This window comes from Enterobacter sp. K16B (genome assembly GCF_020216105.1).
Taxonomy (GTDB): Bacteria; Pseudomonadota; Gammaproteobacteria; order Enterobacterales; family Enterobacteriaceae; genus Enterobacter; species Enterobacter sichuanensis.
The window spans coordinates 1-21,387 of the sequence record NZ_JAIWJZ010000090.1 but is presented as its reverse complement, the minus strand read 5'-3'; the positions used below and the strand labels follow the sequence as shown (position 1 = coordinate 21,387).

The following is a 21,387-nucleotide window of genomic DNA, read 5'->3' as shown; positions in this document are numbered from 1 at the left end:
ACCGACTGAACTACAGAGGAATCGTGTGAACGGGGCGCATATTATCGACCTGCGTCTCCCTTGTCAAAGGGTGGATCAACGCCTTTTGATCGTTTGCTGACAAAATCGGCAAAGTGGCGTTTTTGACAGCGCAATGCACTGCTTTGGTGCGGATATACCTCTAATGGGGCAGATCATAAACTGCTGTTTCAGTAATAAAAGCCCCCTCCATGATTAGGATTCCTTATTTTCAGGTGGTTAGCGAACAATTCAGACCGCCTGGTAAAACTGGCATTCATATTGCAAAACCTGTTCAACAACGACAGCCGGTTCCGGCACAGCATTTCGAACAGGGGGCAAAATGAACTTAAGACGACTGAAATACTTCGTAAAAATCGTCGATATCGGCAGCCTGACTCAAGCGGCGGAAGTGCTGCACATCGCGCAGCCTGCGCTGAGCCAGCAGGTGGCTACTCTGGAAGGCGAGATGGATCAGCAGTTGTTGATCCGCACCAAACGCGGCGTTACGCCAACGGAAGCCGGTAAAATCCTTTATACCCACGCGCGCACCATTCTTCGCCAGTGTGAACAGGCGCAGCTGGCGGTTCATAACGTTGGCCAGACGTTGAGCGGGCATGTTTCTATCGGTCTGGCGCCGGGAACGGCCGCATCATCTATTACCATGCCATTGCTGCAGGCCGTTCGCGCTGAGCTGCCAGAAGTGCTGGTGTACCTGCACGAAAACAGCGGGTCCGTACTGAATGACAAACTGCTCAGCGGCCAGCTGGATATGGCGGTGCTTTACGATCGCTCCCCGGTCGCCGGGATCACCAGCCAGCCGCTGCTGAAAGAAGATCTTTACCTTGTGGGCACCCGCGACTGTCCGGGTCAGAGCGTTGACCTTACCGCGGTGGCAGAGATGAACCTCTATCTGCCGCGCGATTACAGCGCCGTGCGCGTGCGCGTGGACGAAGCCTTCTCCCTGCGCCGCCTGACGGCAAAAATCATCGGCGAGATCGACTCGATCTCCACGCTGACCGCAGCCATTGCCAGCGGAATGGGGGTCACGGTGCTGCCGGAATCCGCCGCGCGTTCGCTGTGCAGCGCGGCAAACGCCTGGATGGCGCGCATCACCACGCCTTCAATGAGCCTGCCGCTGTCGCTGAATATGTCCGCACGCGGCTCGCTGTCGCCGCAGGCGCAGGCGGTGAAAGAGATTTTGATGTCGCTGGTCAGCAAGCCATCGCTTGAGAACCGCGAACTTCAGCTCGTGAGCTGATATTCCATAAAAGCATAAGATGCTGGTTTTTATTATTTGTTCTGCAGCTCAGCTGACTCTAACAATAGAGCTATGTCAGATGCGCCGGAGTGAATCGTGAATTTCCAGCAACTTAAAATTATCCGTGAGGCGGCCAGGCGGGATTACAACCTGACCGAGGTCGCCAATATGCTTTATACCTCTCAGTCCGGCGTCAGCCGCCATATCCGCGAGCTGGAAGAGGAGCTGGGGATAGAGATCTTTATCCGCCGCGGTAAGCGCCTGCTCGGCATGACAGAGCCTGGCAAGGCATTGCTCACTATCGCGGAGCGGATCCTCAACGAGGCCAGCAACGTGCGTCGTCTGGCCGATCTCTTTACCAATGATGCCTCCGGCGTGCTCACCATCGCCACCACCCATACCCAGGCGCGCTACAGCCTGCCGCCGGTGATTAAAGCCTTCCGCGAACTCTTCCCGGAGGTGCGTCTGGAGCTTATCCAGGGCACGCCGCAGGAGATTGAAGTGCTGCTGCAAAACGGTGGGGCGGATATCGGCATCGCCAGTGAACGCCTGAGCAACGACCCGCTGCTGGTGGCCTTCCCGTGGTTCCGCTGGTATCACAGTCTGTTACTTCCGGTCGATCATCCCCTGAATCAGGTCTCTCCGCTGACGCTGGAGGAGATCGCAAAATGGCCACTGATTACCTACCGCCAGGGCATTACCGGACGTTCACGCATTGATGAAGCCTTCAACCGTAAAGGGTTAACGCCGGATGTGGTGCTCAGCGCGCAGGATTCCGATGTGATTAAAACTTACGTCGAGCTGGGGCTGGGTATTGGTCTGGTGGCGGAACAGTCCGGAGGCGAGCGCGAAGCCGGGAACCTGGTGCGTCTGGATACACGTCATCTGTTTGACGCCAATACCGTATGGCTGGGCCTCAAGCGCGGACAGCTCCAGCGCAACTATGTGTGGCGCTTTATCGAGCTCTGCAATGCCGGGCTGTCCGTTGATGAGATTAAACGCCAGGTAATGGAGCCGGAAGAAGTGGCGATTGATTATCAGATTTAAGCGCTGGCTTGCCCGGTCGTGCTGACCGGGCCTGTTATTTAGTTGAAAGGATATTTTTTGAAGACCGCTTGCGCCTCGAAGGCATCAGTAACCGCCTGAATCTTTCTGAAATCCGCTGCGTTAATGACGTGAGGGATCATCGACTGAATAAACGTCCAGACCACCGTACTGGTAATGGCGACTTGGTCGGGCAGGGGGCTGGCCGGACGCGCCTCCAGCAGCGTGTTCCATTCTTTGCAGGCTGCCAGCAACTGGACGGTAATGCGCTCGACCCATGAACTATGCTGCTTCTCCGCCGGGCGCAGGTTGTGTTCATACACATTTTGGACCGCTTTCTCCGCGGCGGCGAGGATAAAGCCCAGCGTCTGAAGATCGTTTGCCAGCGCATCCGGTGCCACGGGCAGCAGTCTCCGTTCAGGGGCGGCCTGGGCCTCAAAATAATTCAGTATCAGCGACGAATCCATCAGACGCGTTCCATTCTCCAGAATCAGCGTGGGCGCTTTTACCGCAGGGTTGATCCGGGAAAATTCCTCAAATGTGCTGAAAACCGACAGCGGTTGGCTTTCAAATGCAACGCCATAAAGTTCCAGGGAGACCGCTACGCGCCGTACGTAAGGCGAATCCATCATGCCAATAAGCTTAATCATAATTGCCGTTTTCCTGTCGCTGTGAAATGACACGCTATTCAAGCTACTGAACAGACATTACGATACATTTGTCATGATGAATATCTTCAATATCTTACCGCCAGGGTTAGTATTACTGACATATCGCCAGGCCACCGTTTTAAGATTGTGTTCGGTTCAGGGAGTGTTTTCATGTCGGATTTTCCACCTATCGCAAGTTTGCGTAGTTTTGAAGCGGTGGCTCGCCTTGGCAGCGTAACGCTCGCGGCGAAAGAGCTTCATGTGACCCATTCAGCCATCAGCCAGCAGATTAAAGTGCTGGAGGAAATGGTAGGGGTGAAGCTGTTTATCCGTCATGGCCGAGGGGTGCAGATCAACGAAGAGGGGCGGCTCTACGCGTTACAGGTGCGCGAGGCGCTTAACCATATCGCAGATGCCACCCGGCTCGTGCAGGTGAAACCGAGAATACTGGAACTGACGCTGGCGATGGTGCCGTCTTTTGGTTGTCACTGGCTGTTGCCGCGTCTGGGACGGTTTCGGGAAAAATATCCGCACATCACGCTGCGACTTCAGGCCAGCCTGACGATCACCAGCATGCAGCAGGAAGGGATCGATATTGCGATACGCATGGGGAAAGGGAACTGGGAAGGAAGCGACTGCCATTATCTTTTTTCTGATGAGCTGATTGTTGTGGCGGCGCCCGGTTATAACGGCGGTGTCCTCCCGGCGACGCCGGCTGAGGTGGCGAAGAGCCAGATCATATTCTCCATGGAGTCGTGGAAAACCTGGTGTTTTAATGCGGGGCTGGGAAAAGAAATTGTGCCCGGCGGCTTATGCATTAACGATTCAAACTTAGTCCTTGAGGCTGTCAGGCTCGGTAAAGGTATCGCGCTGGAGCGCCGTTCTCTGGTTCAGGATGCCATCACCCGGGGTGAACTGGTCCAGCTTACCCCATTCACTGCGCCGTATCCCTGGCCTTACTGGCTGGTAACATCGCAGTTAACGGAGGCGAAACCGGAAGTGGCTCTCTTCGTCGAATGGCTGGAGGAGGAAGTGGGAATCTGGCTTCAGCAGACGGCGTCCTGAGAATGATGTCAGGCTAAATACTGTCGAATATCGGAAGGTATATAGTTTTGTTCCCACAAGGCCCTCATCATCAACATATAGGGTTCAGCATATAAAAAAAAGCCTGATAAATGACAGAGTGCAGTTAAGTGTTTTTCTGTCATAGGGCAATATTCCCTTGTACCGTTAGCGACACAAGGGAGTTTTAAGTATCGACATGCGCGTGGAGATCGTTGGTATAGATAATAGTGATCTCTTTGGTGCCAGCCCCAAAGTGGCCGTCAACAGAATACCTGCTGCAAACGTTTTATCTCCATAGTCAACCCCTTGTTGTTATATTTAAAAGGTGTAACCAACAGTTAAATAGTATGCCCATCCCGTTGAGTCTATAGAGACGATGTCTCCGTCGCTGCTAAATGCTTTGCTACCTTCGTCAAATTGTCCGCCCTGATAGAAATAACGAAGGGTCGCGCCATAGTTCCAGTGGGGGTAAACTAAACTGAGTACATTGGTGGAAACAATAGAGCTATTGGTACGGGAGTAAAATTTCTGCTCACCGCCTGACTCATCTTTAAGGTCTGAACCAAAATCAAAATTGGTAAAACCGACGTAATTTAGTTTTCCACCAAATATTGTTGTAATTGGGATGACATATTTGACTTTGAAGCGATATCCATCCCACTCGTTTTCGTTGGCGGCATTGTAATTGTTTCCTTGATATTTGGCATAGAGGTTTGCAGACAACGTCATCGGTAGCCCCGTATCAATGTCTGTCCCTATCCCCATATACCATGTGCTTTGACGCTGTCCTGCATTCGTTCCTGCATCATAGATATAGTTATGGGCAAAATACCATTCTTTGAATGGACCAAAGCTTAGGTCGAACCCCGTCAACTTGTCGATGCTAAAACGAGGTTCTATCTCCATAAAAAAGCGAGAGCCATTGTCCCAAATGCCGATATCATTATCGTTGCCTATACCGAAAAACTTAGGTAAGTCTGCATAGCCATAGAAATCAAACCAATCTACATGCGCCCATGCACGATACTCTGGATATAAGTCCGATCTTTTTAGTGGCCCAAAGCGAGTTGAGTTACTGCCTGCGATATTAATACTTTGATGCCACCAGTCTGACAGGTAGTCGTTATCCCCAGCGTCTGCCCATGCTATCGTGGGCAAAAGCATAAATGCGCCTGATAATATATGTTTTATTTTTTTCATAAGTAGGGGTTCCTTCCACAGAGGTTTGTTAATTAAGACTCTTTATGTTATTGAAACTACTTAGCTGCGCTTATATCGACCACTCTCTTTTCAAGATCGGGTTTCAATGGGCTATGCGCCTTGACATAATCAATAATCGACTCTGCAGAGGTGGTGCTGTTGATAGTTTTAACATTCGTTCCTTTTAAGAATGCTTCAAATCCATCCCCACCCGTTGCACAAAATGAGTGCGTAGCAACCCGATATGTTTGGGTTGGATCTACCGGTTGATTATTAATAGTGAATTTAACGATCCGCTCACCCAGCGGTTTTTTGCTGTCGTATTCCACATGAACGCTTGTCGATACTTGCAAAATTCCATTAGTAAGATCCGTTGCATGAATCATTAAGTCGGTGAGATCTTTTCCGGTGAGATCCATTTCAACCAGTTCGTTATTAAATGGGAAGGTAGTAATGACATCACCATATCGTAAGTTTCCTTGCGGGAAATCAGCACGCAATCCTCCACTGTTTTGTAATCCCACGATGGCGTCAGGTGCTTTGGCCATCATGGCGTCAATGACTAAATTACCAACAGGTGATGATTCACCATAAGAACGCGTGAAGGGGGCCGTTGTCGACCCAATAACTTGATCCGTGATATTTTTCAGCTTAGCATTCCACTCATCAATCCTGGCTTGAACGTTAGGATCTGGCTTGTATTCATCGGCAAATACGGTGATTAATTTACCGCTATAGCCATCAATTTTCTTCGTCTGAGGATTAAAATCCAGGACTAATTTTCCAATATCAGACCCATATGCATCCGTTGAAACAACAAGTGTGTCATTGACTTTAATGGGCTCTGGTGTGCCAACATGAGCATGTCCTGTGATTAATACATCAATACCCTTAAATTTCTTTGCGGTATCGATATCGGCTTGCAGCATTCTGGCTACGTCTTTATTCCCATAACTTGATTGACGCGCTGGGGTACCTTCGTGGATAAGCAGCACGATGATATCCACTTTGCCTTTTAACGCATCAAGCCCTTTTTGGATATAAGGCACTTCATCACGGGCCTCCGAACCGGCATAAGCCTTAGCCGCGACGGTGTCATAAAAAGCAAATTTCTGATGTACCCCAATTACGCCAATTTTTATGCCATCTTTTTCGACAATCGTCCAGGGGGTATCCCAGACAGGTTTGTCACTGTTGGTATAAAACACATTACCCAGCAAAACGGGGAATTTTGCTTTTGATAACTGCTTAACCATATTATCAACGCCATGGTCAAATTCATGGTTCCCCACTGACACAGCATCAAAAGGCATCGCGTTCATTATGTCAATGATGGCTTCACCTTTTGTCAGGGTACTTATATAGGGTCCGGTAAAGTAATCTCCTGCATCGAAGAAAAAGACATCTTTATTTTTTTTCTTAGCATCGTTGACAATGGTCGCTATATTAGCAAAGCCGCCAACTGCACGTTCTTTATCGATGGCTGGAATTTTTCCAGGGGAGACATGAGCATGTAAATCGTTGGTGTAATAAATAGTCACATTCTTCGCGCTAACTGATGCGGTTAACGTTGCGGACATGCACAATGCAATCAGACTAAGCTTTATATTTTTATTCATAATGCGTTCCTTTGAGAAAAAGCAAGAATTTAAATAAGGGCTCATATAAATGTATGAACCCTTTGAATATGCACAGTCGAATAAAAGATTATTTTTTCACATCAACAACACGCATGCCGTGGAGTTGTTCATCCGTAATGGTATTGCCCGCCTTGAAGTAATCGATCACCGCGTTAGAAACGTAGTAACCGCCTGCTGTATTACGTTCCTTACCCTCTGTAAACGTCGTAAAGCCGTCACCGCCGTCCGCAAGGAAACTCTGGGTGGCAATGTGGTAGAGTGTCGCGTCCTCAATCGGTTTTCCATTTAGTGTGAATAAGACGACCCGCTGACCAATCGGTTTGCTGCTGTCGTACTTCATCTCCACGCCTTTCGATACCTGTAAAACGCCATTGCTTAAACTTGCGGCATGTTCCATTAATGTGCGCAGTTGTTTACCCGTCAGATCCATCGTGGCCAGTTCGTTAGGGAACGGGAAGGTACTTATGACGGCGCCCATCGTAATCGCGCCAGACGGGATCTCGTTGCGTATACCGCCCGAATTGGTTAAGTCGAGCTGAGTATTTTTACCGGCTGCCGCCAGCAGTGCGTCGGCTGCCAGATTCCCCAGAGAGGCTGATTCACCGTAGGCACGCGTCAGTTCAACCGGCGACTGCGCCACCGTTTGTTGCACCTCAACATCAAGTTTCTTATTCCAGCCATCAATCACCTGTTTCGTTTGCGGATCGGGCTTCCACTCATCCGCGTAAATCGTTTTAAGCTCAAATTTTTTCACCGTAAACTGATGCGGCTTCGTGTAGTCCAGGACCAGTTTTCCTACGTCTATACCGCCGCTGTCGGTCGAGAGGATCAGCGTATTGCCGACTTTAATCGGCTCCGGCGTTCCAACATGCGCATGGCCCGTAATCAGAATATCCAGACCTTTCACCTGGCCTGCCGTTTGAATATCTTTATCCAGTGCCCGGCGCACATCGGTCCCCCCCATACTGGACTGGCGCGCCGGCGTACCTTCATGAACCAGCAATACGGTCAAGTCGACTTTTCCTTTCAGTTCATCGAGATAGCGCTGCAGCCATTTAATTTCATCCCGGGCTTCAATACCTACGCGCGTTGCCGCTGAAACGGTATCATCGAAGGCAAACACGCCGTGTAAACCAATGACGCCGACTTTCACGCCATCTTTTTCGATGATGGTATAAGGCTTATCCCAGAATAATTTGCTGCTGTTCTGATAAAATATGTTGCCCTGTACAATTGGAAATTTCGCCTGACTGAGTTGTAATAACGTATTATCCCAGCCGTGATCAAATTCATGATTACCCATTGTGACAGCGTCAAACGGCATGGTATTCATTATATCAATAATTGCTTTTCCCTTCGTTAAACTACTGATATAAGGACCAGTAAAATAGTCTCCGGCATCAAAAAACCATGTGGCTTTACTTTTGGCTTTTTCCTCTTTTACCAGGGTGGTGATATTCGCCCAACCCCCGACATCTCGTTTGCCATCAGCAATCCAGGGAACTTTATACGGCTCCACATGTGCGTGGAGATCGTTGGTATAAATAAGGGTGACATCCCTGGCGTTAGCCCATAACGGTAACGCCAACAGAATACTTACGGTAACCGCTTTTATATTCACAATCAGTTCCTTTTAGTTATATAAAGAGGCGTTACTTTACGTTCTGAAAGCATTTTTTATGCGAGTCTGCTCACACTATTAAACTCACGCTATGAGTCAAAATCATCGACCTTTAAAAATCGTTGGTGACGTAGAGTGATTCAATTTACGATTAATACCTGCAAATCGTTTGGTTGCCGTAATTTAGGTGTTCCCCTATCAGCATCTGAAGATTACATCTGGCCAGATTACAGGTTGGGATATCCGGCATTACACTGTCGAGCATGCGGGAGTTATCCTCCACTGTTTGACGAACAACAATTTAATCAGTGGCTCTCTGCTCACTTAACTGCATATGCTTCAGAAAAGGGTCTTTTTTGCCCTGAATGTTATTGCCAGGAAACTATTTGCTATGGTTATAACCCCCAGGGAACACAGCGCATTCAGTGCCGGACCTGTAGAAAAGTCTGGACACCCAAACAGCAAATATTAAAAAGGAGTGCTCCCCCAGAACGTATTGAAACGGTTCCACTCATTGTGCCGTTCCAGGGAAGCAGTGCAGAACAGAAACTGTACGTTCTCCTCAGTTTCGATGCCGCACGCGGTAATATTCTTCATGTTTCCACAAATTTCACTCAGCACGATACTGGCGAAACGCTACGATATCGCTGGCGCGGGAGTAATGAGCCTGATTTGCGACAAACGGATATTGTCAATCGCGTTGATAAGCGTGAGATGCAGTTTCTGCGTCGCAGCCAGTTTGACGAAATTCAGTATGGCAGTGCAGAACTGAAACGTAATGCCAGAGGTGCGATACTTCGGCCTGTTATCGCAGCTCACGGACATTTTAGGGTACTGCACCTTCTTTTTCCTGAAGTGAAAATGCATGTTATTTCACACGAATGCTTTCTTCGCGGCGCAGTGATTACCGTTTGGGCAGATCTGTTTCGTCAGCGGCAGGGCGAACTTTGGTTTATCGAAGAGGAGATCTATGACGGGGAGAATAGTAAACCCTGGCATTTACAGGCGACAACACAGCATGGCTGGTGGCAAAGCCAGTGGCAGCTTTGGACGCAGGGGGAAAACCGTAAGATGGTTTGCCCATTAACAGGGGGGGATAGCAGTCACGCGCAAACGCTCTCTTTAACGACCAGCAGGCATTTCATTCACTGGATAAATACACAAACATATTTTAACCATAGTGCCAAACTTTCCGCAGGGCGCGTAACGCAAATACTGCGTTCGCTGGCGCATGACTATAACGATAAAATTACCGACTTCTGAAGTATTAATCATTCGCTATATATATGTTTACAGATCTCATATTATATAAAAAGAATATCAATTCTGATTTATTCTGATCTGGCAGTCTTTATCTCAGGAAATATGCTGGCTTACAAGAAACAGAGTTATATGATATCGTAACAATCCCATTCATATTTGTAACGTGAATGCATTTATCTTTATTAATTAAAAGGAATTTATAAAATGGCTATTCCGTCTTATCTTTGGCTGAAGGATGATGGTGGTGCGGATATCAAAGGCTCTGTTGATGTCGAGAAACGTGAAGGCAGTATTGAGGTTATTGAATTCGTGCACTCCCTGAGTATTCCGACAGACGGCAATACCGGGCGACTCACGGGTACCCGTATTCATGCGCCCGTCGTCTTTGTCAAAGAGTTCGACTCGTCATCGCCTTATCTGTTTAAGGCCGTTACGACAGGCCAGACGCTGAAATCTGCTGAATTCAAGTGGTACGCGATTAATGACGCGGGACAGGAGGCGGAGTATTACAATATCAAACTGGAAAACGTGAAGGTGGTTTCTGTCGCACCGGTAATGCATAACGTTAAAAATCCGGCGACGGAAAAATTCAATCATATGGAAAGTGTTCAGCTGCGTTATGAAAAAATCACCTGGACCTACAAGGACGGAAATATCATCCATTCAGATGCGTGGAATGAGCGGGCGACAGCCTAGTTACTCAAGGCCGGTATATTCCGGCCTGTATTATTTTCATCATTCAGATTTATGTCATCAATTTATCCACTACATGGATAGTAAAACCTCAGACAGGAAGTAGAGATGCTTAAAGACGAAATGCCTTTTACCGGGATATTATCTCAGGTATTAGCTACTCATTCGGCAATACAGCCCGTTTCTCTGGTTCTTTTTACTCCACAAGCGCCGGCGAGACAGGATCAGATTTTTACCTTGCAGCGCCTCACCCCAGGCACATTATCGTTGGTGACGCTTCAGGGAAACGCGGTTACCATGCCACCTAACGGCCGGTTCATTTTTGTCATCCTGATGACCGATCCCACGCAAATTCGCTGCGCCAGGGGGCACGATCCGATCAACCAGTTCATTAGCGGTGGCGTGGTTGATGCCGTGGAAGGCCATACTTCCCTCTCCGGGGGGCAGCAGGTGCTCTATGCGGGTGATATGCTCATCAACAATGGTATTCTGGTCAGCTGGAGTAACAACAGCGGTCACTATCAGCCCACGCCGCAAGCCAGACGAACAAACCTTCTGTCGCATATTCAGTTGTTGCTGCCAGAGCATCTTTTCCAGCCTGTCAGCTTCAGTGGCTCCAGCGCCGCATCTGCACGATCTATGGACTCGCGTATGAATGATTTCTCCTCAACCGGGAGTTTTTCCTCGTATCACGGTTCTGAAGGGGGAGGAGGCTATTCCTCGTAATAGGCTGAGTTAACGCCAAAGTGCAGAAAAGCAAAAAGCCTGCTTTAAAAGCAGGCTTTTCAACAGCGGCGGTTTCCCGTAACGCCGGGCAGATGCTCCTCCGACACCGCTCCAATCCGGAAGCCGCCTCGCATTTCGTTTATCCGATCCGCCATAATTCTTTGAATCGCAAAACCAGTTTTCTATTATCAGCCTTCTTCGTTACGCACTTCGTTCCCACCTGCACTCTCCTTCGATGGATAACGGCTTTCTGCACACTCTTTACGAAAAGGGAATCACCAAGAATCTGATGAATAATTGTGCACCTCCCTCTATGGATGTTATATTAAAATATAATATTCGGAGGTGCGCTATGTATACAACACGCCTGAAAAAGGTCGGTGGATCCATCATGCTGGCGGTTCCTCCCGCCGTGCTGAAAACGCTGGAACTGTCGACGGACAGCGAAGTCGGCATGACCATTAATAATGGCTGCCTGATTATTGAACCCCGGAAACGGCCTCATTATTCCCTTGAGGAGCTGCTGGCGCAGTGCGATCCGCACGCTGAAATGAGTGAAGAGGAGCGGGAATGGATTGATGCGCCTGCGGTGGGCAAGGAGAGCCTGTAAATGGACAGAGGCGAAATTTGGCTCGTTTCACTGGATCCCATTGCCGGCCACGAGCAAAGTGGAAAACGTCCGGTACTCATCGTATCGAAGGCATCGTTTAACAAGCTGACCCGGCTACCGGTAGTGGTGCCCGTCATCAGCTGCGGGAACTTTGCACGTACTGCAGGTTTCACCGTTTCACTGGAAGGGGCGGGGACAAAAACAACGGGCGTTATTCGCTGCGACCAGCCCAGAACCATTGATATGGCTGCCCGGAACGGCATGCGGCTGGAACGCATACCTGACACCGTTGTAAATGAGGTTCTTGCCAGGCTGGATGCGATTCTGAGTTAACATCGTGCGGTCTGATGCCCTCACTCCAACCCTCTCCCACGGGAGAGGGTGCACACACTAAAAACGGCAACCGGGTTGCCGTTTTGCATGTACCTTGCGCAGAAAAGCAAAAAGCCTGCTTCAAAAGCAGGCTTTTCAAATTTGGCTCCTCTGACTGGGATCGCCTTTGCCAGTAACTGGCTAATAATTAAGCTAATCCTGAATTCCCTTTTTGTCAAGACCACCAGAATGACCACCATAAATGTACATGGATGCGTACATATGAATAACATAAAGACTGCTGGTAATAGTAAGCACCTAAAGTTATCAACTCTCAATACTACCGACACCATCCTATACATACGAAAAAATCAATGACTAAACTTGAAGATTGCTCATAAATAGCCTTAGCATATTAGTGTTAAACATTTTCTCAACTCACCCCTCTTTTATGTTTTGGCATAGAGATGGACGGAATGTCTAAAAACCATAATGGCTGCAAAAAGAACGATAACAATTTTTTAATTCAGCAGATTTATTAGCATTCGCGCTTGAAGAATAAAAAACATCAAAATATTTTGAGAATGTTTTTTTATCTTTTCTAAGGTCTCCAGTCCATTCAAATTGTTGAGCAATCCCATCAAGAAGGAGGTTGAAAATTTCATCATTTAATTCTTTTACAACATTATCACATACTGAAATAATAGACTGTATTGCATCATAACTAATAATAATTGGTTTTTCTAAAAAAGTATAATGTTGTTCAAGGCCAAGTTTTAAAGCATTTTTTGTACCTAATAAACCTGAACGGTGAACTATACAATGCCGTAGTTGGCATACTTGTTCATACTTCTGCAAAGCAGATATTACAGATGGTGATTTTTGTCTATCTATACGTAATCCGGTAAATATCTTAATGGTGTCAAGTATATTTGATTCAGAGATGAATGTGGCATCTTCTAATAAAGCTTCTGGTAAAATGCTTTTTTCATGATAAACAGCTGCAGCATAGCTTACGTTATTTTTGAAACTGAATGACCTTGCTTGTTTATCAACAATCAATACTCTGCGTATAATACAACGGCAATAGCTTTCAACTAATGATATAAATCCTAGCATGATAAGGTTTACAAGCAATTTCCATTCATCTGATTCGCTTGGTTCACCTAGTAATCTGATATGAACGTTTTTTTTGCTATTGTAAATATCTATAGCAGAAAATTGAGGTTCTTGATAACTTTGATCAAAAAAATTAATTGTATTAATGTTTGGCGTAATTTTTTGCCCAGAGATATTATATGAAAATTTATTGTTATTCATGATTTTTTCTGCCATTTAAGCTAAAAACTCGTTAACCCAAGAGCGAACTTTAAATTCTAATGCTGCAGCTCTTTTCTGCGCGACCTGTCTAACTTTCATAAATTCTGTCGCAGTGTTTTTAGATGAAATAACATCCTCAACTGTTTTGAAACTAGTTTGTTGGATTACTGCCTTTTGGAATTTTGTTAAAGGTAGTTCAAGTAAGTTTTTCTTCATACACAAACGAAAAGATGATTCATCGATAAGTTCTTTACCGCAGTTATGACAGAATTTCTGATTGTCCGATAACCGTTTTTCACCACAATTAGAGCAGTTTGGTAATGTTAACGATATTTTTTCAAAATGTTCCTTAGACAATAACGTAAAAACAGACCTTCGCAAGGGATGTTTTTCAGAACGAGATGTTAATATTTCAACCAGTCTCGTTGCACTAAATCCTCGGCTAATTGAAAACGTTTTTTCCTTTATAAGGAAAGCATAATGTGGTGTAAAGCGGCGTAATTTTCTCTCGCGGCCATGCGAGGTGCCTGTATATTCATACAGGAGACCTGCTTCGATTAAGAAACTAATTATTCTTTCTATTTTGTCAGAATCCATATCTTCAATGCCGACTGAAACTGTTTTTTTATAATTAGCCTTATCCTTTTGTATGTTTTCATAATTTATTGTTTTTAAATCCATCAATATTTTATTGAAAAGTTCCCATCCAGATTTAATATATTCACCATATTGAGGTAATTTATCAATAATTGAAATGTACTCGTCATAGGTGTACTTGCATCTGTCTTCAATAACATGATTGAATTTTGCTTGTTTAGTTTTAGACTTTGACTCAGAATAAGCTCTTATCAAATTAATATAAGCTCTTGGGATTCCGAATGATGCATAAATAAGAAGGGTGTTTATATCTTTATCTTCAACGACTTGGTTGTTAAATCTTTCCTTGACGAGCGCATACATAAAATCTATGTATTCACTTTGTTCAACGTCTTGCCATATTAATACAGGTTCAGCATCTTGACCTAAATGAAATCTTGGGCCATATTGTGTCGTGCCTGGATATACTGATGCCTTAGGTGATATTCTTGAAGTCTTAATGCTCCTGAAAATATCAAAAAACTCAACCATATATTCTTTTGTTAAGGTAAGTGCAGCATCATCAAAGAACAGAACGGATCTTTTTCTATTTTGTGAATTTGCACAGGTATCAATTATTGATTGAACAATATCAATGTTTAGTGATGTAATTATATTGTTATGCTCTGGCAAATAATTCTGCTTCTCAATATCTATAATGAAGTTTTTAATATCATTTATAGAAATATCATCAAAAGGGAAAATATCATAATCTTCATGACATGCATTTATTATCTTGGCGAGGACCCATGTGTGAAAAATCTCGATAGCATTTGAAGTTTCATGAATGTATGTTTCTAGACGTAGATAATGATTAAACGACACATATAGTGGAAGAGGAAGTGATTTATTTTTCCTGCATTCAAGATAAGCGTGTCGCATATAATGAGTTTTACCAGAGCCTCTCGGTCCCACCAAGAGTTTTGCTCCAACTTGCGTTAGTTTTTTTTGTACTGAGTAAAAATGGCTATTATTTGGAGACCAACGCACAAGGACATCGTCCGGAAGGTAGTCTGCTCTTTCCTCAAACTCAAAGCTGTCAAGATCGTCTGGGAGATTTTCGATATGGTTTGTAGTCATAAACAATCTCTTTGATTGTAAACAGGAATTTAGTTAAGATAACACAAGGATTTAATAAACAGTAGAATTATAACTAAGTGGTTGAATTTAAACAGTTTTATACAGAGAGCAACGTCAGTGAGATGCTTGCATCCATGATTGAGCAGTCGTACCCACAAAGTTGCCTAGAGTTAAGTGCAGGAGAGGGGGCTCTAATCGATGCATTGGTGAAACGTTTTCCAGATATTAAAATAACGGCTGCAGATATTGATGCAAAGAATGTTGAGTTTCTCAATAATAAACATCCTGATGCTGTTTGTTATTATATCGATTCGACCACTCCAGAGCTATTTGCTCTTGTGCCATGTGAATCATTTGATGTTGCTGTATGCAATCCACCATTTAAATTCATAGAAGTTAATGATTATTTATTGTCCTTAATCACAAAGATGACATCGAAGGTTATTAATGCAAAAAAAATTAGGGCGGAAATAGTTTTTTTAATCTTAAATATTATGAAGATAAAGAAAGGAGGTGAATTAGCTATAATTCTTCCGGATATGTTTTTCTCTTCAAAGTCTTTTGTTTGGCTAAGGTCGTTTTTAATTTCGAATTTCGAAATAAAAAAAATTATCGAATGCAATCATAAGTCATTTAAAAAAACAGAAGCTAAAACACATATCTACCACATTAAGAAAAATGTACCTTCAAAATCTCAACAATTAGTTTTAGTGAGGGATTGCACTACAATTTCATTAAGTTATAAGGAGTTTGTAAATGAAAAAATAATTCCTCAGAATGATAGTATTGATAATTATTTCCATCTTTTTAGAGGAAAGAAAACGGGTAAAGAATGTCGGGCGTCTAAAAAATCATTCTTTCACACTTCATCATATAGCAATCCATCAGAATATCAAAGAGGGGAGCCGCCAGTAAATGAATGCTTGGTTAAATCTGGAGATATTTTGATCGCTAGAGTAGGAAGTAGAGTTCTAGGGAGAACTATTTTGTATGCAGGCACAGATGCGATATTAAGTGATTGCGTGTTTTGTTTGAGGATAAATGACCCGGCTCTAAGAGATTATATTTTCCAAGCATGGGAAAAAGATAAGGCTCAATGGTTAGATTATTATGCAACAGGAACGTGTGCTAAGCATATTAGTCTGGAAAATTTCAAAAGCTATATTAGAATTAAATTGAGGAAATATTTTTCGTCAGATAAGAAATTCGGTTAGAAAAAAGAAGCAAAGAATGATTAATACTCTGCTTCTTTTTCTAATCTAGCTAATTATATATTTCTAATTCATATGAGTATATTTGCCCAATACCTTTACTTCGATTAGCTGATTTTTCGGGGAAGTCGTAAATTGCGCCTATTTGATTATCCACGTTATTTTTTGATATGTTATTTATTAGAAAAACACAAATTCCGATAGCAGTAGGTTTTGTTCCTAAAGATGTTATAACAATTTTGTTATGTTCAGATATAATATCATTAAGGAGTTCATTAACTGCATAGGGATTAGATCCTGGGTATGTTATTAATTCTGAGTTCAACATATTAAAATATTTCATATGCCGTTTTAACGAAATGTTTTCCCATCCTGCTTTATAAGCGGGAATAGCAAGGTGAGCCAATAGTTTTTTATAACTGGCACCATCATCATGCTCTAAAATATGACCTAACCTAGAATTTTCAAATCCCAGGAAAGATACTAGAGTTGCTTTATCATCCGAATTAGATTGATTATCTAAAGCAAAAGCCGGTAATGCAATAAATGGATAACGTTTGTCACTCAGTACAAATTCGTCATCACCATCTTTAGATACTTCTTTTGCATATTCTTTCGGCTCTACATATATTATAGTGCAATATAAATGTTTTCCTGACTTATTCATGGAATCCAATAGGTATAGAAGTTCAGGGAAGCCTAGTGAAGTTGAATCAATTAAAACTCTACTGATATCGGATGAAATGAAGAATTCTTGTAATCTGAATATTTTATATTGCGTTGAACCTATCGTTATTGAATAGTTTGACTTATCAAACGTAATCGCATAATTTGGGGTAACTTTTATTTGATTTAAAACAGTATTTGTTCGTTCATCAATTGCTTTACCACAAAAGAAAACATCATATTCTTCAGTACAACATGAATCTATAGTAGGGTTTTGCCTTATTCTATTTATTGTGATCATAAAAGCCCCAGTTGTTTTACCACATCATTTGTATTTTCTAAAGGCTCTTCATCTAAATCCCACTTGGTAATAAAGCTTTTTAATAATCTATTGAATTTATTATCATCAGCAGTAAATATTATAGTTAAACTTTCTTTGTTTAATTTTAATTTTTTCTTCTTCCTGTAGCTTATCCCAAAATGTGCGGATAATACAGGGTGAAGTACATAATCCTTAACCTCTAAAGATTCTGAGTTTTTTTGTTTAGTACTATGTTCTTCGATAAGGACAGACCAGATTATTGCTTCATTAAGTAACGTGCGAGTATCTTCGTTTAGTTCTGTTTCATCAGATAGATCCAGAGAGAAATGATTAATTTCTACTTCACTTTGACTTTTTCTAGTTTGGCTATATGAATATATTCTCCCCAATCTAGTTGCTATTTTTTTTAAATGAGAGCCATGTGAACCTAAATCAGATATTTTTTCTAATTCTAGTCCGCTTGTTTTTTTTGTTGCCCTCGATTGAATATTTACGGGGATTTGGTCAAGCCTTCTCGAGGAAGTCTTGGCATTAAATTGCTCATTCAACAATACAGATTGATGACATAACTCCAGAAAATGTCTTATGTTACCTCTTGAGAGTAGAACGTATTGTTTGTAACCGGAATAAAAAGGACAATCTTTTGAAGGTGATTTTTTATATATTAAAAGAATTACACCTACCAAATAATTATGAATCCATTGTTGATATTTATTTGAAGTTCCTCCTTTGTATTCCTCGAATTGTTCTAGCAAAACATGAGGTAATGTATTGTTTCTATTTAATATGGCAGCATTAACTAAACTGGCCTCAGGAAATTTTATGTCAATAAATTGTTCTGCATTTAATACTTTTGTTTTTTTATGCAAAACCAGCCCATCGGCTATAATTGCTAATAACTTATCATAAAGTGAATTATCGCTGAAAATATTTTGAGCCATTTCACTATACGTTAAGCTTGGCAAAAATCTTTCAGCTAAATTCCTTATTTCTTTCAAATAATCATGAGTTTGTCTGTATTCTAGGTTTTCTTCTTTACGAACAAAAAGATTAAGTTGCTTTTGATCAAAAAATTCCTCCAGTCTTAAAGCCAATACTTCTCCAGCAAATACATCAAAATTATTATTATAATGTTTTTCCAAATCAATTGTTCTATAATCATTCCTTTCAACAATTTTTTCATTGCCTAAAGTATTATGAGATATTATGGCATTTTTCTTATGAGCAATGCTGAAAATTAACTGTTTTTCCCCATGTTTCATTAATGTATTAATTATTATTTGCTGCGATTCTGTAAGATTTTCAAATTCGTCAATGAATATATGATATGTTATGTTTTCAAGTTCACTAACAGCTGTATTTAGCTCATTAGCAATAAGTGACAAAGTTCCTTTTGTGTTTAACGAAAAAGGAGGTGTTTCTGTGAATGGAGAGTTGATCCAGTTGCATAATGTAAATAATGAATTTTGTAATATCTTCTTTGCTTCAAATAAATAAATTTTATCACTTTTAACAGATAATTGGTTTGTTATGCTTTCGGGAATTTCGATATTTTTTATCGATATTTTAGAATTTTCTGATAGTTGATTATGATTAATCAACGTCTGGAGTAACTTATTATATTCTATTAATATAGACAATGTCATATAGCTGTTAAATGCACTTGACCAATATTGTCCAAGCCAATTTTGTGATATATGTTGTGTAAATGATGTATCAGGTCTCCAATAAAGCCCTAGGTTCTTCAAATTTTTTAAATCAATATCAGATCTATTTGAACTCAAAATTGTTGGAAAGCAATAGTATTTTAAATACATCGTCTTTCCCGACCCTCTCCCTCCTACGATCACGCAGGCCTTTGAGGCATCACTAATATCAATTTCATGATTATTTATAGGAAGAACATACTTTGAATATACGTCATCAGGAAACTCTTCTGTACGATTTTTGGCAAATACGGAGCTTAACATGTTAGCCATTTTTACCTCTTAAATAATTCGTTCCAGTTTTCATCTTTATGTACTATCATGGAAATATTGTTATTGGGTGTTGATTTTGAAAATAAATAGGTTAACTCAAAACCGCCATATCCAAGATTTCCATTAATACTTATACCTTTGCTTTTGCACACATGAAGATAGAATTTTTTGAAGTCTTCCTCTGTAAGTCCTTCAACTGCTCCTAGCATTTTATTTTCCTTAGTAAAAAAACTATGTGATTCGTCTATTATTTCTACTGGCTTAATTACTAGGTTATCAAATTTACCTTCAAGATCTTGATATGTTTTATTTACGGCTGAGAATGGTATGTAAATAAATTTAATATCACTTTCATGAAATTTTCTTTTGGTGAAGAAGTTTTCGAGTTGTGATCCCGTTCCGATTATATCGTCAAACAAAATGATAGCTTTTATATTGTTATTTTGATTTTGTGTGACACTATGTGAGTTGATTCCTAGAGTGCTATCAAAAAACAATTTTTGTAATGTATTCAGGATGATACTACTACTTTTAACTGCTTTGTTATCCACATCATCAATGGCTGTAAATCTAATTGGGATACTTCTACAATTACGACCATTCAAGAGTTTCATCCAGTCTTTTATATTGCTTACTTTATATATTCCTTCTTGCTCGAGAAGTTGAGGCAACATGATTTGAAATATATCAGCGCCTATAGACTTAATTGACTCTTCATTTCTGAATATCAAGGAGTTTAAAATAGCCGCGCTTAAGTATTTTTCGTCTCGACTTTGAAAATTATCAATCCATTTATTTAATGTTCGAATGTTTATATTGTCTATGTATTTGTATTTAATCATGCCTCTGGCATTTTCAAAGGACTTTTCAATTAAGAAATCATATCGCTCATCAATATTTAAATTCATTGTTTTTCCAATGTGTTAATCTAAGTTACTTGGATAAATAGAGGATTAACGATAATTCTGGTTATTAAAGATAATTAGCTGAGATGATTTTGGCTATAGCTACCGCAATCAATACACATTTTCTTCATGATAAGAGATTAAAAGAAAGAAATCAATATGTTAATAATGTATTAATCTTGTGCTAATCAAGAGAAGTTAAAGTCCCGCCTATCTAAATCTCCAACTGATGACTGCAAGAACATTTCCCCCCCGACGGAGGAAGGGGCGCTACGCCCGGCTATGCAGGGGCATAGTTTTTCCTCCTGTGTACTTTTCGTTCTTCATATCAGCTTCCGGTTAATCGTTTCCCAACACAACCCGTCCCGCAAGGGTAAATGGCACGCATGCTGCGCCCCCGCAGGACAGAACGATGCCGGGAAAGCGAACCGTCAGGCGATACGAAGACGAAAATCACACACTGACGGAGAAAAAACCATGACGATTTCCCTGCATACCTAGACTAGCGCCCCTAACATCCCAGTGGCGACCAGCGTATCCCCGCTGGAGCAGTCAGGCTCCTCAAAAACGAAATTTTCTAAAACCAGAACGGATATTTATCAGACCGTTACCGACAACAAAGCAGACGGATGGAGTGGTTTTCTGACCATGTTCGGTTGCTTTCATGCCAGCTCAATGCAACGTGCTTAAAAGATTTTTCTGGTGAGCGGGCGGCTTTCTCTGCGATACGTTGCTGTGCTGGATTGATATTCTGCGCCAGCAGCTTGCGTATGCCATCACGTTGCTGCCGGGCGTAAGCCAGAGAAACATCGGGATAAGACCCTAAGCCAAGGCGGGATTCTTTACCGTTGATACGATATTTAAGATACCAAAGACGTGAACCGCCCGGATTGACCAAAAGATATAGGCCATGAGAATCGGAAACTTTAAAGGATTTAGCAGAAGGTTTTAAGCTGCGGATTTTTGTGTCGTTAAGAGACATTTAGGGGTCACTCCGTCATCGAACCAACATGACCCCAAATCTGACCACCAAATTCTCCCGATGCAGAGGGAAATCTAAAAATGCATCGGGAAGATTTTTCGCGCTAACTTATTGAATCTAAATCACATAAAGATTCGCAAAGAGGCATGAAAACAAAAATTTGGCTCCTCTGACTGGACTCGAACCAGTGACATACGGATTAAC

18 protein-coding genes and 2 pseudogenes are annotated in these 21,387 nt (G+C 42.4%); 10 read left to right on the top strand and 10 right to left on the bottom strand.

The window, feature by feature from the left end:
* Positions 1-340: 340 nt before the first annotated feature.
* Together nac and cbl are read left to right on the top strand one after the other, a co-directional pair.
* Positions 341-1,258, top strand: coding sequence for a nitrogen assimilation transcriptional regulator NAC (nac, locus tag LDK53_RS16480; RefSeq protein ID WP_045286298.1), 918 nt, complete (start codon positions 341-343; stop codon positions 1,256-1,258).
* Between the two features lie 96 nt (positions 1,259-1,354).
* Entirely contained in the window at positions 1,355-2,305 is a 951-nt protein-coding gene (cbl, locus tag LDK53_RS16475; RefSeq protein ID WP_025759285.1) for an HTH-type transcriptional regulator Cbl, read from the top strand.
* A gap of 38 nt (positions 2,306-2,343) precedes the next feature.
* Here the strand turns inward: cbl and LDK53_RS16470 are convergent, their stop codons facing one another.
* A complete protein-coding gene (locus tag LDK53_RS16470; protein ID WP_225287602.1) occupies positions 2,344-2,952 on the bottom strand; it encodes a glutathione S-transferase family protein in 609 nt (202 codons plus the stop codon).
* 171 nt (positions 2,953-3,123) lie between these two features.
* On the opposite strand from LDK53_RS16470, the gene LDK53_RS16465 reads away from it, so the two are divergent.
* On the top strand, positions 3,124-4,017 hold the full coding sequence (locus LDK53_RS16465) for a LysR substrate-binding domain-containing protein (protein WP_225287601.1): 894 nt from the start codon (positions 3,124-3,126) through the stop codon (positions 4,015-4,017).
* Positions 4,018-4,335: 318 nt separating this feature from the next.
* On the opposite strand, the gene LDK53_RS16460 is transcribed toward LDK53_RS16465, so the two are convergent.
* From LDK53_RS16460 to LDK53_RS16450, 3 genes are all read right to left on the bottom strand, one after another.
* Positions 4,336-5,217, bottom strand: coding sequence for a nucleoside-specific channel-forming protein Tsx (locus LDK53_RS16460; protein ID WP_225287600.1), 882 nt, complete (start codon positions 5,215-5,217; stop codon positions 4,336-4,338).
* A 56-nt stretch (positions 5,218-5,273) separates the two neighbouring features.
* Complete coding sequence (locus LDK53_RS16455; RefSeq protein WP_225287599.1) at positions 5,274-6,836, bottom strand: bifunctional metallophosphatase/5'-nucleotidase; 1,563 nt, start codon at positions 6,834-6,836, stop codon at positions 5,274-5,276.
* Between the two features lie 88 nt (positions 6,837-6,924).
* Positions 6,925-8,478, bottom strand: coding sequence for a bifunctional metallophosphatase/5'-nucleotidase (locus tag LDK53_RS16450; protein WP_225287598.1), 1,554 nt, complete (start codon positions 8,476-8,478; stop codon positions 6,925-6,927).
* 135 nt (positions 8,479-8,613) lie between these two features.
* On the opposite strand from LDK53_RS16450, the gene LDK53_RS16445 reads away from it, so the two are divergent.
* The 5 genes from LDK53_RS16445 (at position 8,614) to LDK53_RS16425 (ending at position 12,103) form a co-directional block, all read left to right on the top strand.
* Positions 8,614-9,741 (top strand): cytoplasmic protein, encoded by a 1,128-nt coding sequence (locus tag LDK53_RS16445; protein WP_225287597.1) that lies wholly within the window; start codon positions 8,614-8,616, stop codon positions 9,739-9,741.
* A gap of 204 nt (positions 9,742-9,945) precedes the next feature.
* Positions 9,946-10,437: an Hcp family type VI secretion system effector gene (locus tag LDK53_RS16440; protein WP_045286301.1), complete on the top strand. Its 492-nt coding sequence runs from the start codon at positions 9,946-9,948 to the stop codon at positions 10,435-10,437.
* Between the two features lie 105 nt (positions 10,438-10,542).
* Positions 10,543-11,160, top strand: coding sequence for a hypothetical protein (locus tag LDK53_RS16435; protein ID WP_225287596.1), 618 nt, complete (start codon positions 10,543-10,545; stop codon positions 11,158-11,160).
* 352 nt (positions 11,161-11,512) lie between these two features.
* A complete protein-coding gene (locus LDK53_RS16430) occupies positions 11,513-11,770 on the top strand; it encodes an antitoxin (protein WP_225287595.1) in 258 nt (85 codons plus the stop codon).
* Positions 11,771-12,103 (top strand): type II toxin-antitoxin system PemK/MazF family toxin, encoded by a 333-nt coding sequence (locus tag LDK53_RS16425; protein WP_225287594.1) that lies wholly within the window; start codon positions 11,771-11,773, stop codon positions 12,101-12,103. It begins immediately after the preceding gene.
* Between the two features lie 459 nt (positions 12,104-12,562).
* Here the strand turns inward: LDK53_RS16425 and LDK53_RS16420 are convergent, their stop codons facing one another.
* Together LDK53_RS16420 and LDK53_RS16415 are read right to left on the bottom strand one after the other, a co-directional pair.
* On the bottom strand, positions 12,563-13,402 hold the full coding sequence (locus LDK53_RS16420; RefSeq protein ID WP_225287593.1) for a hypothetical protein: 840 nt from the start codon (positions 13,400-13,402) through the stop codon (positions 12,563-12,565).
* Between the two features lie 15 nt (positions 13,403-13,417).
* The gene (locus LDK53_RS16415; protein ID WP_225287592.1) at positions 13,418-15,118 is read right to left on the bottom strand and encodes a zinc ribbon domain-containing protein; all 1,701 of its coding nucleotides are present in this window, start codon (positions 15,116-15,118) and stop codon (positions 13,418-13,420) included.
* Between the two features lie 77 nt (positions 15,119-15,195).
* On the opposite strand from LDK53_RS16415, the gene LDK53_RS16410 reads away from it, so the two are divergent.
* On the top strand, positions 15,196-16,332 hold the full coding sequence (locus LDK53_RS16410) for an N-6 DNA methylase (RefSeq protein ID WP_124988808.1): 1,137 nt from the start codon (positions 15,196-15,198) through the stop codon (positions 16,330-16,332).
* 49 nt (positions 16,333-16,381) lie between these two features.
* On the opposite strand, the gene LDK53_RS16405 is transcribed toward LDK53_RS16410, so the two are convergent.
* Genes LDK53_RS16405 through LDK53_RS16395 form a run of 3 tightly spaced genes read right to left on the bottom strand, consistent with a single transcriptional unit; the run spans position 16,382 to position 20,204 of the window.
* Positions 16,382-17,296: a hypothetical protein gene (locus LDK53_RS16405; protein ID WP_124988807.1), complete on the bottom strand. Its 915-nt coding sequence runs from the start codon at positions 17,294-17,296 to the stop codon at positions 16,382-16,384.
* On the bottom strand, positions 17,293-19,296 hold the full coding sequence (locus tag LDK53_RS16400) for a hypothetical protein (RefSeq protein ID WP_225287591.1): 2,004 nt from the start codon (positions 19,294-19,296) through the stop codon (positions 17,293-17,295). Before LDK53_RS16400 ends, LDK53_RS16405 begins: the two co-directional genes overlap by 4 nt.
* 2 nt (positions 19,297-19,298) lie before the next feature.
* On the bottom strand, positions 19,299-20,204 hold the full coding sequence (locus LDK53_RS16395) for a hypothetical protein (RefSeq protein WP_124988805.1): 906 nt from the start codon (positions 20,202-20,204) through the stop codon (positions 19,299-19,301).
* 513 nt (positions 20,205-20,717) lie between these two features.
* Between LDK53_RS16395 and LDK53_RS16390 the strand changes: the two are divergent.
* Positions 20,718-20,819, top strand: a pseudogene (locus LDK53_RS16390) (hypothetical protein); the annotation flags it as partial.
* A 1-nt stretch (position 20,820) separates the two neighbouring features.
* Here the strand turns inward: LDK53_RS16390 and LDK53_RS16385 are convergent.
* Positions 20,821-21,183: pseudogene (locus tag LDK53_RS16385) on the bottom strand (Arm DNA-binding domain-containing protein); the annotation flags it as partial.
* Positions 21,184-21,387 lie beyond the last annotated feature (204 nt).